Origin of the sequence: Ralstonia soli (assembly GCF_023955655.1) — a bacterium.
In the GTDB taxonomy this organism is placed as follows: domain Bacteria; phylum Pseudomonadota; class Gammaproteobacteria; order Burkholderiales; family Burkholderiaceae; genus Ralstonia; species Ralstonia soli.
The window spans coordinates 26,056-39,928 of record NZ_JAMXHT010000007.1 but is presented as its reverse complement, the minus strand read 5'-3'; the positions used below and the strand labels follow the sequence as shown (position 1 = coordinate 39,928).

The 13,873-nt window shown below is 60.8% G+C and carries 11 protein-coding genes and 2 pseudogenes; 3 read left to right on the top strand and 10 right to left on the bottom strand.

All coding sequences use genetic code 11. The features are described from left to right. Nucleotides 1-4: 4 nt before the first annotated feature. The 10 genes and pseudogenes from NG900_RS18725 to NG900_RS18680 form a co-directional block, all read right to left on the bottom strand. Complete coding sequence (locus NG900_RS18725; protein WP_252682873.1) at nt 5-1,081, bottom strand: phosphotransferase; 1,077 nt, start codon at nt 1,079-1,081, stop codon at nt 5-7. Beyond that, the gene (locus NG900_RS18720; RefSeq protein ID WP_252682872.1) at nt 1,078-1,782 is read right to left on the bottom strand and encodes a haloacid dehalogenase type II; all 705 of its coding nucleotides are present in this window, start codon (nt 1,780-1,782) and stop codon (nt 1,078-1,080) included. The genes NG900_RS18725 and NG900_RS18720 overlap by 4 nt, the downstream gene beginning before the upstream one ends. A 594-nt stretch (nt 1,783-2,376) precedes the next feature. After that, nucleotides 2,377-2,781, bottom strand: a pseudogene (gene fur / locus NG900_RS18715) (ferric iron uptake transcriptional regulator); the annotation flags it as partial. A gap of 87 nt (nt 2,782-2,868) precedes the next feature. Then, nucleotides 2,869-3,837: a threonine/serine dehydratase family protein gene (locus NG900_RS18710; protein WP_252682870.1), complete on the bottom strand. Its 969-nt coding sequence runs from the start codon at nt 3,835-3,837 to the stop codon at nt 2,869-2,871. Between the two features lie 11 nt (nt 3,838-3,848). Then, nucleotides 3,849-4,841: an ornithine cyclodeaminase family protein gene (locus NG900_RS18705; RefSeq protein WP_315862380.1), complete on the bottom strand. Its 993-nt coding sequence runs from the start codon at nt 4,839-4,841 to the stop codon at nt 3,849-3,851. Nucleotides 4,842-4,894: 53 nt separating this feature from the next. After that, nucleotides 4,895-5,554 (bottom strand): cupin domain-containing protein, encoded by a 660-nt coding sequence (locus NG900_RS18700; protein ID WP_252682868.1) that lies wholly within the window; start codon nt 5,552-5,554, stop codon nt 4,895-4,897. Between the two features lie 353 nt (nt 5,555-5,907). Then, nucleotides 5,908-6,402 carry an Lrp/AsnC family transcriptional regulator gene (locus tag NG900_RS18695; protein ID WP_252682867.1) on the bottom strand — a complete coding sequence of 165 codons (495 nt, stop codon included), beginning with the start codon at nt 6,400-6,402 and terminating at the stop codon, nt 5,908-5,910. A 76-nt stretch (nt 6,403-6,478) separates the two neighbouring features. Further along, nucleotides 6,479-7,879, bottom strand: coding sequence for an aspartate aminotransferase family protein (locus tag NG900_RS18690; protein WP_252682866.1), 1,401 nt, complete (start codon nt 7,877-7,879; stop codon nt 6,479-6,481). A 136-nt stretch (nt 7,880-8,015) separates the two neighbouring features. After that, nucleotides 8,016-8,406, bottom strand: a pseudogene (locus NG900_RS18685) (Rossmann-fold NAD(P)-binding domain-containing protein); the annotation flags it as partial. 28 nt (nt 8,407-8,434) lie between these two features. Continuing rightward, complete coding sequence (locus NG900_RS18680; RefSeq protein WP_252682865.1) at nt 8,435-9,319, bottom strand: GNAT family N-acetyltransferase; 885 nt, start codon at nt 9,317-9,319, stop codon at nt 8,435-8,437. Nucleotides 9,320-10,190: 871 nt separating this feature from the next. On the opposite strand from NG900_RS18680, the gene NG900_RS18675 reads away from it, so the two are divergent. From NG900_RS18675 to NG900_RS18660, 3 genes are all read left to right on the top strand, one after another. Then, nucleotides 10,191-10,856, top strand: a complete 666-nt coding sequence (locus NG900_RS18675) for a haloacid dehalogenase type II (RefSeq protein WP_252682864.1) — start codon at nt 10,191-10,193, stop codon at nt 10,854-10,856. Between the two features lie 33 nt (nt 10,857-10,889). Then, on the top strand, nt 10,890-12,179 hold the full coding sequence (locus tag NG900_RS18665; protein WP_289813885.1) for an NAD(P)/FAD-dependent oxidoreductase: 1,290 nt from the start codon (nt 10,890-10,892) through the stop codon (nt 12,177-12,179). A gap of 72 nt (nt 12,180-12,251) precedes the next feature. After that, nucleotides 12,252-13,871 carry an ABC transporter substrate-binding protein gene (locus tag NG900_RS18660; RefSeq protein ID WP_252682863.1) on the top strand — a complete coding sequence of 540 codons (1,620 nt, stop codon included), beginning with the start codon at nt 12,252-12,254 and terminating at the stop codon, nt 13,869-13,871. Nucleotides 13,872-13,873: the final 2 nt, after the last annotated feature.

Sequence of the window (13,873 nt, the reverse complement as noted above, 5' to 3'; positions counted from 1 at the left end):
TTCTTTATCCATGATGTACTTCGCGTACGTCGCGAACTTCGGCCAGTAGTCGATCGCGCATCTCATTGCGGGAAAGATCAGCCATCTGGGATAGCGCCTCCCACGCTGCGGGGTTGTGGCGCATGATGTATGCGCGGTTTTCGGGGTAGCGCTTGGCGCGCCATTCCGAAATGAGTGCGGTGATGAGGTGGCGTGTGGCCATGAGGTCGGCGACGATCTCTTGCTCGACGTCGGTCAGCGGCAGAATCGCGTGATAGGCGCCGACGAACTGTGCAGGCCCCTCGAACGGATCGGCATTGCCGGTCATGTGAAAGGCCGCCGCCGTACCGACCTCGCCGACCAGCGGCGCGTGCAGCATGTCGCCGAAATCGATAATTCCCAGAATGCGCTCGTGATCGTCAGGAGCGACCAGCACGTTGTAGAGGTGGTAGTCGTTGTGGATGACCTGTGCCCTGACCGAGGCCAGGTGCGGCAGGACATGGTCGGTGAAGCGCTTCATGAACGACTCGACGAGCGCGCGCCGCGCGGCGTCGTCGATGGAATCGAACTTGGCCGTCAGCCGGTGCGCAGCGGAGACATTCCAGAGGAGATCGTGCGTTGCCGACGGATGCGAGAAATCGCATAACGCGAGATTCAGCCTGGCGAGAAACGCTCCCATTGCCCTGCGCTGCGCGGCAGTCCGCGGCGTCTCCCGAATCTGGATGCCATCAAGATAGGTCAGCATCCGCACGGTGGTTTGCACACCGTCGGCGAGGATGACCGTGTCACGCGTACGTCCGCCAAGTGTGCGCACGACGCGCGGCACCGGAAGATCAGGCGATACGCGGGCGATGTGTTCGAGCGCAGCAATCTGGAAGTCGACGACCGACACCGACTCGGACGGGTTGCTGATCTTGACGACGTACCGCGTGCCATCAGTGGTCTCGATGCAGCAATTCTGGTCGCGTTCGCCTGCCAGCGCCTTCACGCTGCCATGAACACCGTAAAGGCGACTGACCACGGCCGCCACTTGCTCGGGAGCCAGGGCGGGGGCCGCCGTGCTCAGCGCCGCCGCCGCAATCGCACGATTCTCCGCCATCATGCGGCTCGTTTCGTCGTGGCGGTGTGGGGCAGACATTCGAGCCCGAGCAAACCGGGAAGCTGGCGAATGTCGGTCAGTCTGTTGACGCCATAGCCGTCGCACACCGGCTCGTGACCGCGATCGATGAACGCCCTGGCCATGAATCCCAGGTCAGACGCCGTCATGAGGTCATAACGGAAGCTCGACGAAACATGCATCATCTGATCGGGGCCGCAGCCAAGCTGGTCGAACATGTATTCGAACATCTGGGCCCGGGGCTTATATGCGCGAGCTTCCTCGGCGGTGTACACGGCGTGGAAAGGCGCCTTGAGGTGAGCGACGCTGTGCGGAATCAGGTCGACCATGGAGTTCGACAGGATCACCAGCGGGACATGCGGAGCGATAGCCTCCAGCGTCTGGACGACGTTCGGATGAGGCTGCCAGGTCGGAACGGCGTCGTACAAGGCGACTGCATCGGAAGGGCGATATTCAACGCCGTGCGTCTGGCAGGCGCGTCGAATGGAATTTTCAACAACGTCAAAGAACGGCTTCCACTCGCCCAATACTTCATCGAGGCGATAGAACCGGAAACTGTCCAGGAAAGCCGGCATCCGATCCACCGGAACACGGTCTTCGAAAATCCGTCTTGCGGTCGGACCCATTTCAAAGTTGATGAGGGTGCCGTAGCAATCGAAGCTGATGAATTTCGGTTTGTATGCCATTTCATTGATCTCCTAAAGGTGGACGACAGGTGGATGCCAGGTCGAATACAAGTTTATGAAGATCAGTGCTGCAGAGATGCTCTATTGCAGTGAGGCTCGAGCAGATTCCTTGTCGTTCTCGCACGTGTGCGAAATGTTGTGCGGCGCTCGTTCAGAGCGGACTTTGCCGGGTGTGGTCGTCCGGTTTCCCGTTGCCGCGGTGGCCTGGAATTGCGCCCCGACGGGACTTAGGGAACAACTCTCTGATGGAAGCCGCCTTTGCTGCTCAGGATCGCAAGCAGCCAGATAGGCGAGGGGGGGCTGGCCTGCACGCGCGTGGCCGTCAAGCGCGGGGCACAGCGGCCGTGAGCATGTTGCTCCAGGCATCACGCGAGGGGAATGTTGGAATGGCGACGCGGTGGCCCTCCGGCCAAAGGCGGGCTTCAGCAGTGCACGAGCGGGGACTTGACCTCAGGGCACGACGCGCCGCAATTCAAGACATCAACGGTACTGCCGCCGATCTGCTCGGGCTGCGGGTTGATGTCGGAGATCTGGCCGTTCATATTTGTTGCGGTCCGATCCGGACGTTTCCGATGGCGCGGTTTGGGCCGAGTTGCAGGCTGCACACAGGCCGTAGAGAGACAGCGAATGCGAATGAAGAACGAAGCCGCGTTCCTGCGCGATGTTTTCCTGACGCCGTTCAATGTCGCTGTCCAAGAATTCTTCCACCTTGCCGCAGGCAGAGCAGATCAGGTGATCGTGATGATCGCCCTCATTGAGTTCGAACACCGCCGCGCCCGACTCGAAATGGCGCCGGATGACAATGCCTGTTTGGGCAAACTGCATCAGCACGCGGTAAACGGTCGCAAGCGCAATGTCGATCTTCTCGTCGATCAGGCTGCGGTAGATCTCTTCGGCCGACAGGTGCTTTGTTTCACGCTCATGAAAAAGCTGCAGGATGCGCAGCCTTGGCAAGGTCACTTTCAGACCGGATTGGCGCAGTGCTTTGGGAATGTCCATGCGTTCGTCCATCAAAAAAAGCTCGCAGGTATTGCTGTCTGCGAGCCAAGCTCCCGGAGGTCGAGGAGACAGGTTTGATCTCAGGCGTCACGCCGAACGGTATATCTCGGCAAGATCGGATAGGTCCCAGTTTCCGCCAGTCAATACCGCGCACACTTTCTCGTCTGGCCTGACTTTGATGGCGCCGGCCAGCAAGGCTCCAACACCAATTGAGGCAGCGGGCTCAGCAATCAATTTCGCATCCTTGGCAAGTACCCGCATACCCGCGATGATGTGCTCGTCTTCAACTAGAACAATTTCATCCACGTATTTTTCAATAATGGGATACGGATTTTGTCCTGGAACGCTGATCCTTAAACCATCTGCGATGGTATTTCCCAAGGGAAGCGACGTAGGCTCTTTATTGATCCTGCTGTGATAGTACTTTGGCGTCAAGGCGGGCTCCGCGCCGATGACGCGCACTGATGGTTTCGTTTCCTTAAGGGCGGTCGCGATTCCCGAAATTAGACCGCCACCGCCCATGGGAATAATGACCGTGTCCACATCTTGCAGGTCTTCCAGTATTTCAAATCCGATTGTTCCCTGGCCGGCCATTACCAAAGGGTCTTCAAACGCGTGGACTACCGCGTACTTGTTTTCCTCGGCAATTTCATAAACCTTCTTCCATCTCGCAGCGGTGTCACCATCAAAGAGAATGACTTCTGCGCCCAGGGCCTTCGTATTCTCGATCTTGATCTTTGGAGTGGTAACCGGAAGGACCAGAAATGCTTTTACGCCCAGCATTCTGGCGGCGTAGGCGAGCCCCTGTGCATGGTTTCCCGAAGACGTCGCGATGATGCCGTTGGCGATCTCTTCCCTTGGCATGGAAAGCGCCTTGTTCAAGGCACCTCGAATCTTGAAGGCTCCGGTAATCTGCAGCGTTTCGGGTTTCAGGTAGAGTTGGCAGCCGACGACTTTCTCGATCTTTTCTGCGCGCAGTAACGGCGTATGCTTGATGTGAGGCCTCAGTCGTTCCTGGGCTTCCCGAATGTCCTGAATGGTAGGGTAGTTGCGCATTGGAGATCCCCTTATTGAATGAATTCAAAGAAGGTGCCAACGTTCCGCTCTATTGCGTTCCGATAGATTCTTGTCGAAGTTGTATTGTCTTGAATGGCCATGCCTGTGGAGTCGAAGATCGTGATTTCGTCGTCGCTCTCTCTTCCGGGCTTCGTGCCAAGCAAGACTTCGCCGATCTCTGCATGGATGCCGTCTTTGGCAATGATGTTCCTGCCTAGCGGATGCTGGGTTTCGCCCTTTTCCGTGCACTGCAGGATCGAATCAACGACTACCTTTGCATTCCGGAATACTTCCGGATCCAGTTCCTGCTTGCCCTTTGCGTCCGTGCCGATCGCAACGATGTGTGTGCCGGGCTTGATCCAATCGGCTTCCACCACGGAGCCTTTGCCGCGCGTCGTCGTAATCAGGATATCTGCCTGCTCAACGGCGTCTTGCTTGGAGTGCGCAGTCACAACAGGAATGCCGAACTCGCGCTCGATATCGGCCTTGAACTTCGCGAGCGACTCGGGAGTGTGGTCCCATGCGTGAATCACTTCAACGCGCATGATCTCGTTGATGGCACGGATCTGCATTCGGGCTTGATTCCCGGTGCCGATCGATGTGATCTTTTTCGCGTTCTTTCTTGCCAACGCCTTGACCGAGACAGCCCCGGACGCGCCGGTCCGGAGGCCGGTGATCAAGCTTCCATCCATCACGCAAATCAGCGCACAGGTCTGCGCGTCAAACAGCAGGATGGTCCCCATGCCGCTCGGCACACCATACGTCACAGGGTTGTTTGGGAAACCGCCGGAAGACGCCTTCATGGAGATGATTTCATTGCCTTTGTAGTACCCGAGCTTGAAATCAATATCCCCGCGCGGCGGATGGAGGTCTATCCCGATATAGTCGGGCTGTACCACCTGATCTGCATTAAAGGCCTTGTATGCCTCTTCTACTGCACCGATGACTTCGCTCATGCAGATGAGGCTGGCGACTTCATCCCTTCTAAGTAGCAACGTTTTCACTTTGGCAACCGCTCCATCTTTCTAGGCCCAATCAGGTTGAGACGAGGTATCCCTTATTGCACGGGGCGATAAATCACATAGACCTTCGCGACATGTTCACGGCTTTCCCATGTGCACCGCGCTGTCTGTTCAACGAGGAAGATGTCGCCCTTTGAGAACGTGCCAGCTCGGCCGGCTTCGTCGATAAGCGTCACGCTGCCTTCTAGCAGGTACATCAGTTCAAAGTGGCGATAGAACATCGCCCGGCGGTGATATGGCGTTGAATCCCAAGTGCCGCAGACGAACTCACCGTCGGTTGAGCGATAGTCGGTGTAGTTGCGACATACCGGCGCGGGCGTGAGCAGAAGGTCTGCCGGCGGCGTGCCCGTCGCTTCCAACTGTGGGTGTTCCTTGATCGGCACAATGGCGCGATCTCCCGATTGGCTGTTGTTGTAGCGCGTGAAGATCAGCGACACCGGACCCTGTGCAGACCAAGAGAATGTGGCGCCTTTTTTGAGTACCGTGCTTTGACCAGGTTTCAGGACGAGAGGCGAGTCCTGCTGCGTGATGGTGAAACTCCCCGCGTGGACGATGATGAACTCGTCCGCCGGAAGCGACTGCACTGAACCACCGTCGGCATCGAGCGCAATGATGCCCGCCGTCACTGGGCCTTGAGGCCAATCGAGAATGCGGCGGCTGGAGAGGAAGCGATCATCATCCATCGAAGCGGGCATGGGAATGCCTTGACTTTCGTCTTGTGCGAATTGGCGCAGATCAACGAATGAGGGCGGAGGGGCACAAGTGACGGTTGTTTGCTGAAGAGTCGACATGGAGGTTTCTCTCGATCTTGATTTAAGCGGGACTACGCAGCGCTCGCGGCTAGTTGCTCAAAGCGCCCAGTTTGGTGAAGGTGGTTGCGGTGTCTGTATGGGCAATGATTGCCATCGCATTGCCTACGCTGTGCCCTCTCTGGAAATCCGAACGCCGGCATATTGGGGTGGACGGCTCGAAAGTGATCTGTGGATTCTGCTGTTGCCAGTCGCACAACGCGGCGGGGATGAACGTAGACGGCGTCGGGCATACGGCGTCAGCGTTGATTGGGAAAGAGCCGTTCAACCGGGCAGTGGGTCTTGACGAACGGCGACTTGATGACGATGTAGCTGAAGTACTTCGCAATACCGATGTTGCGCTCCAGCAGACCCTCGATCGCTTCCTGGTAGTGATTGACCCCTCGCGTGATGAAACGCAGCAGGTAGTCGTAGCCGCCGGAGAGCAGGTGGCATTCGAGCACCTCGTCCATCTCGCGGATGGCAGCCTCGAAGCGCACGAAAGTCTCGCGGTGGTGGTCCAACAGCGTGACTTCCGTGAACACCGTGAGGGTGTCGCCCAGTCTCTCCAGCCGGATGTGTGCGCCATAGCCGGAGATATAGCCCGCCTGCTCCAGGCGCTTGACGCGGATCAGGCACGGGCTGGGCGACAGGCCCACGGCATCGGCGAGGTCCACGTTGGTCATGCGCGCATTCTTCTGCAGTTGGGCGAGGATGCGCAGATCCAGGCGATCGATCTTGAGGGCTTCGATCATGACGGGGGCGAAGGCGTGGAAGTTTGATCCGATTTTGCGGCAGCCAGCGTCTCTTGGTCTGCTACTAGCGGTTGCATCAGGCGAGCGCGGCACGCACGGCCGGCACGGCCAGCACATCGTCGAGCGTCTTCTTCAGCCGCACGAAGAGCTGGGCGAATTCGTCTTCGGTAAACGTCAGCGCTGGGGCAAAGCCCAGGATGTTGTCGCCAAACGCGCGGAAGATGAGGCCATTGCGATAGGCAGCCGAGGCAATCAGATCGGGCAGGCCGAGTGCGGTATCGAAGCCGCGCTTGGTGGCCTTGTCGCTCACCAGCTCCAGCGCGCCCAGCAGGCCACGGTGGCGCGAATCACCCACCAGCGGGTGCGCCAGCAGCGCATCGAGCCCCGCGCCAAAGCTGGCTGCGCCGCGCTGGCCGTTGGCGAGGATGCCGCCCTCTTCGTACAGGCGCAGGACTTCCAGCGCCACGGCGGCGCTCACCGGGTGCGCCGAATACGTTGCGCCGTGGCCGATCGGTGCGCCCGCCGGGGCGCCGTCGGCAATGCCGGCGTAGATGGCGTCGGAGATCATCGTCGCGCCCATCGGCACATAGCCCGCTGTTAGCCCCTTGGCCATCGTCATGACGTCGGGCTCCACGCCCTCGGCCTCGCACGCAAACATGGGGCCGGTGCGGCCAAAACCGGTGATGACCTCATCCACCACGAACAGGATGCCCAGCTCGCGTGTGGCATCGCGCATGGCCTTGAGCCAGCCCTTGGGCGGCACGATCACGCCGCCCGAGCCCTGGATCGGCTCGCAGAAGAACGCGGCGACGTTGTCGGCGCCCAGTTCCGCCACCTTGGCGCGTAGTGCCGCCACTGAGGCCGCGATGATGCCTTGCGCGTCAGCCGGGTCGGCGGCGCGGTAAGGATTGGGCGAGGGAATGTAATGCTGCGTGGGCAGCGGCAAGTCAAAGCCGCGATGGAATGCCGGCAGCGCCGTCAGCCCCGCGCCGGTGGACGACGAACCGTGATACCCGCGCTCCAGCGAAATGAAATGCTTCTTCGTCGGTTTGCCGATCGCATTGAAGTACTGCACGATAAAGCGCACGGCAGCATCCACCGACTCCGATCCACCCAGCGTCAGATACACATGGTTGAGCGAGCGCGGCGTGATCTGTACGAGCTTCTCGGCCAGGCGGACGGCGGGCTCGCTGCTGAAATGGAAGTAGCCCGTAGCGTAGGGCAGACGGCGCATCTGCTCGGCGGCGGCCTGCACGACGCTTTCCTGCCCGTAGCCGACGTTGACGCACCAGAGGCCCGCAAATGCGTCGAGCAGTTCGTGACCGGACGCATCCGTCAGCCATGCGCCCTTGCCGGAGGACAGAACCGTCGGCCCGCGCTGCTCGTGCGTGCGCCACGCCGAGACAGGGTGGATCAGGTGCGCACGGTCGATGGCGTTGAGCGAGGCTAGTTGGGGAAGATCGCAGAGCTGAGTCATATCAGAGTCCATTCATGCAAAACACGAGCATTCGTTAGACTCAAGATTAGGCTGATGCGTCTGTGGCTTGGTGCTGCTTTGCGCAGGTAGAACGCAGTGGGCTGCTGTTGTTCGACGCGCGGCAGCAGATCGTGCGGCGCACCGGCAGTGGCCGCCACTGCTCGGCAGAGTGCTGGCGCCGATAAACAGTAGTGTCGCGGCGCAGGCTCAGCACGGCGTGCGTGACGTACTCGACCATGCCGCGCGCGATGCCAGGCTCGATCATGTGCACCGCGGGCAGCGTGGGTGGCAGCGCGGCAGAGTTGAATTGATCCACCCCCGCGCCTGATGAGAACAACACCTCTAGATGCGGGAACTGCGTAGCGATATCGGCGGGCGGTTCCCACGGCACCAGAAAGCGCACGCGTACCGGATCACCGATCTCGGGTCAGATGCGGAAGTCGATGTCCGGCGCATGCTGGCGGAAGACTTCGGCCCATTGGGCGGCAGCGGACTGGGTCGGCTTTGTAGAGGAAGGTGGTCGTCACGATTCGACGTCGGTGCAATGTTCGAGGTTCAACCCATCGCCTGGGTGACGATGGCAAACAGCGTGGGGCCGTTGGGCGGTGTGGCCAGCGGCTCACCACGCACCATGGTGGTGGGGGCTTCCACGCGCAGCAGGCCGATGCTCTCCAGCCACTCCGTCAGGCCACTGTCGAAGTCGATGTCGATGCGCGTGAAGTGGCCGGCGTTGATGCCGGCCAGATGCGCGATCAGCGCCTTGGCGCTCTCGGCGTCTGGGGCGACCACGGGGCCGATGACGTGCCCGCGACCAAAGCGGCGCAGCATGGCGAAGCCACGCGGCTCGCCGTCGTCGTCCAGGACGACACAGGCTTCGGCACTGGCGAGCAGATCGTCGATCAACGCATCGCGTGGCATGCCGCGTGCCTCGGCATCCAGGCGGCGCAAGTCCGCAGCTTCATTGAGCCCGGCCGGGCGCAGGCGGCAGCCGGCGGGCAGGGCGATCAGCGGCGTGGGTTGCGCAATGCCCTGGTGCTGGCGGATTTCTCCCGTGCGCACGAAACCAAGTCGCTCATATAAACCACGTCCTTCTGCGGTGGCATGCAGCAGCACGGTGTGGTTGTCCAGGCCGTCGAGCAGTGCGCTCATCAGGCGATGGCCGATGCGCCGCCCCTGGCACGCGGGGGTGACGATCACCAAGCCGATGGTGGCGTGGCGCCGGCCCCAGTGCCAACGTTGCGCGGTGGCGATGATCTGACCATCGCGCTCGGCGACGATACCTTCGGCATGCGCAAAGCTCTGCGCCCAGTCCGCTGGGCGGTGCGGCCAACGCTGCTCTTCCGAAAGGGCATGCACCTGAGCCAGATCATCGATGGTCATTGGGCGCAGCACCACGCCATCGGCAGCGGTACTTTGATGAGGCACGGGTGGGGTATACATGCAAGCATTCCTTCTGATGAAGGGGAGGTGAATTCCCTCTCATCTTGGACGACAACAGCCTGACGGGCCACAGTGAATCGAAGCTCGCCCGCAATTTGCAAGTATCGTCTGCAGAGGGAGGCGGTTTCGCAATTGGATGCGGTGGAGTGGGGCGTTACAAACACAAATGCCGAGCCTTCCTGCCTAGCATCAATGACCTCTTTTCGATAGGTGCGTCGAGCTGCGATGCTCCGTCAATCTGTGCTGAAGCCTGTATCGGATTTCACCCACGTCCCGCGTGATACAGCGCGCCTGCTGGGTCGTTGGTCTGATCTGATCGACGCCGACTTGGTACACACGGCCCCGCTTGAAACTGCATGCATTACCCGCCCGCTGCGTAACGCCGCAAACCGGGATGTCCCGTTGACTTCCAACGCCCGCGCTTGTTCGCTGAATGTGCTGATGAGCCCGCCAGCGACATCGCGTCCACGCGCTATAACAATCACGTCACGGTCGTGTTCGGCTCAGCGGTGTCGTCAGTGCGATCGACGACGCACCGGACCTCGGTCAACCGTTAACGGCGCATCCAGTTTTTACCTTCTTCAACGCCGGCTATCCCGAATCGGGAGGGAAGTGGGCCCCGCAAATCGTGGAGGTCAATTGGTGTTTCAACAGTGTGCCGATCGATTTTGCTGCGGTGCATTACCGGTGCGCCCGGCACGCTTGGAATGCGCACCGCATGGCATGCCGCAGATGCCATCGCAAACGGCAGCTTTCCTATGTCGCGCGCCTTAATTCCCTATAACGCATGCAAGCGTGCGTGCTTAAATGTTTTTGTCACAACGATGCTGCCGAGCCCGCATAACGCGGAGCCTTTTGAGGACCTTTGATCATGACTTTCCGCCCCAAGTACATCACCTTTGACTGCTATGGCACGCTCACGCGATTTCGCATGGGCGAGATGACGCGCGAGTTGTTTGCGGACCGCATTCCGGCCACGCAGATGGATCAGTTCATCGCGGACTTCAGCGCCTATCGCTTTGATGAAGTCTTGGGGGACTGGCAACCGTACGAGGTGGTGTTGAAGAACGCCGTACGCCGCCTGTGCAAGAAATGGAAGATCCAGTATTTCGACACCGACGGCCAGGCCTATTACGACGCCGTGCCTACGTGGGACCCGCATGCCGACGTGCCGGCAGGTCTTGCCAAGGTTGCCAAGGAAATCCCGCTGGTGATCCTGTCCAACGCCGACGACGCGCAGATCCAGAAGAACGTGGCGATGCTCGGTGCGCCGTTCCACCGCGTGTACACCGCGCAGCAAGCCCAGGCCTACAAGCCGCGCCTGAAGGCCTTCGAATACATGTTCGATTCGCTCGGCTGCAACCCGGAAGACGTCCTGCACGTGTCGTCCAGCCTGCGCTACGACCTGATGTCGGCCGACGACCTCGGCATCGTCAACAAGGTGTTCGTCAACCGCGGCCACGGCCCGGGCAATCCGGCGTACCGTTACACCGAGATCCAGGACATCGGCGGCCTGCCCGGTGTTGTTGGCCTCTAAGCCGCGTCTGCATCGTCGCCCCACATGACCTCCATGAAACTCGACTCCTACTGGAACGACTCGGTGCCCGCGCTGCCGCTGGACGTGCACGATCTGCCGGCGCAGGCAGACGTGGTGATCGTCGGCGGCGGTTTCACGGGGTTGTCGGCGGCGCTGGCGCTGGCCCGGCGCGGCGCCAGCGTGGTCGTGCTGGAAGCGGGCGAGCGGGTGGCGCCTGAGGCGTCGGGGCGTAATGGCGGCCACGTCAACAACGGCCTGGCCGTCGACTACGCTGACCTGGCCGCCAAGGTTGGCGTGGACCGCGCCCGCGCCTGGTATCACGCCTACGACGCCGCCGTGGATACGGTGGAGCGCATCGTGCGCGACGAGGGCATCGCCTGCGACTTCCAGCGCAACGGCAAACTCAAGCTCGCCACCAGGCTGTATCAGATGGACGCCCTGCAACGCAGCGCGGACCGGCTGATTGCGGATGGTGTGGATCGGGATGTCGAGATACTCGATGCCGCCCGCGTGCGCGCGGAGGTGCAGAGCGAGCGCTTCCAAGGCGGCTTGCTCTACAAGCGCAGCGGCCAGATGCACATGGGTCGTTTCGCGCAAGGCTTGGCCATGGCGGCTCAACGCCAGGGCGCCCAGATTCATACGTGCACTTGCGTGCAACGCCTCGAGCATGTGCAGGGGCAAGTGCATCGTATCCACACCACGCGCGGCACGGTGCTGGCCAAGCAGGTTCTGCTTGCGACCGGCGCCTCGCGCCACGGCGGTTACGGCACGTTCGGCTGGCTGCGTCGGCGCATCGTCCCTATTGGCAGCTTCATCGTCACCACCGAGCCGCTGGGCGCGGAGCGTGCGCACGCGTTGCTGGCGGCGCGCCGCACCTATGTGACGGTGGCGAACATCCACCACTACTTCAGGCTCACGCCAGACCACCGGCTCGTGTTCGGCGGCCGGGCACGCTTTGCGGTGTCCAGCCCTCAAGAGGATGCTGCGAGCGGCGAGATTCTGCGCGCCGGCTTGACCGAGATCTTCCCGCAGTTGCGCGATGTTCGCCTGGACTACTGCTGGGGTGGCCTGGTTGACATGACACAGGACCGCCTACCGCATGCCGGCGAGCGCGACGGTCTCTTCTATTCGATGGGCTACAGCGGCCACGGCACGCAGATGTCCGTACACATGGGTGAACGTATGGCCGAGGTCATGGCCGGCAACGCTGCCGCCAACCCGTGGCGCGATCGCGCGTGGAGTGCCATTCCCGGCCACTTCGGCTCGCCTTGGTTTCTGCCGGCAGTAGGCATGTATTACCGCATGAAGGATCGGCTTGCATAGCAGCCGACGCAATACCGTATCGCCTAGAACAACATATCTTGCGGCGTGCTGAGCTGCAACAGGAGACACAACATGAGCGACAGCCTTAACCAACTCGATGCCCTTGTGGGCCCCACCGAAAGCCTGCGTGTGATGGAGTCGCTCAAGCGCGGCGCCTCGCGCCGCGACGTGTTGAAGATGCTCATGGCCGGTGGCATGCAAGCCACGCTGGCCGGAAGCTTAGCTGCCACAGCTGCAAATGTTTACGCGCAGACACCTCGTCGTGGCGGGCGTATCCGCGTGGCGGCCGCGACGGCTGCAACTACCGACACGCTTGATCCAGCCAAACAGTCAAACCAAAGTGACTATGCGCGCTGCAACATGGTCTACAACGGGTTGTTCTCACTGGATGGAACGTTGACGCCGCGCCTGGCGTTGGCGGAGGCTTCCCATACCGCAGATGCCAAGACCTGGGTCTTCACGCTGCGCAAGGGCGTGACCTTCCACGACGGCAAAGCGTTGTCGCCGGCTGACGTGGTGTATTCCATCATGCGCCACAAAGATCCGGCCACAGCCTCCAAGGCCAAGGTACTGGCCGACCAGATCGAGAGCGTCAAAGCCACAGGTCCGAGCGAAGTCACAGTGGTGCTCACCGCGCCAAATGTCGACCTGCCGGTCATTCTCGGCACGTTCGCCTTTCACATCGTCAAGGCAGGAACGACCGACTTCAGCGCCGGCATTGGCACCGGACCTTACAAGATCAAGGAATTCAAGCCCGGCGTGCGGACGGTGGTCGTACGCAACGATGGGTACTGGAAACCAGGCAAGCCTTACCTCGACGAAATCGAGTTTGTTGGCATAGCTGATGACAGCGCGCGCGTCAACGCATTGCTCTCCGGGGGGATGGACCTGGTGGCGGCGATTAACCCGCGCGCTGTTGCACGCGTCAAGAGTACCCCTGGATACGCGATATTCACGACGCAATCAGGCCAGTACACCGACCTGATCATGCGCAAGGACATGGGGCCTGGCGCGAACCCTGATTTCGTGTTGGCTATGAAGTATCTGTTCGACCGCGAGCAGATGAAGAAGACTATCGCGCTCGACCACGCGGTCATCGGCAACGATCAACCGATTGACCCGACCAACCGCTTCTACTTCAAGGATCTGCCTCAGCGGCCTTTCGACATCGAGAAAGCGAAGTTCCACCTGCAGAAGTCGGGCGTCACGGGCAAGATTCCAGTGGTGGCGTCGCCGGCCGCCTTGTACTCGGTGGAAATCGCATTGGTGCTGCAGCAGACCGCGCAACGCATCGGGCTAGACCTGGACATCAAGCGCATGCCGGCTGACGGGTATTGGTCGAACCATTGGCTCAACAGTCCGGTCGGCTTTGGCAATGCCAATCCGCGCCCGAGCGCCGACGCCATCCTTACGCAGTTCTTCAAGTCGGACGCCGCATGGAATGAGTCGCGCTGGAAGAGTCCGAAATTCGACCAGTTGCTCACGGCCGCCCGGTCCGAGATGGACATCGCCAAGCGTAAGCAGATGTACGCCGATATGCAGACCATGATTCACAACGAGGCGGGCATCGGCATTCCCATGTTCCTCGCGAGCATTGATGGGCACACGTCAAAGCTTAAAGGGCTCACGCCCATTCCGCTGGGTGGCCTCATGGGCTACTCGTTTGCTGAGAACGTCTGGCTCGATGCCTGACG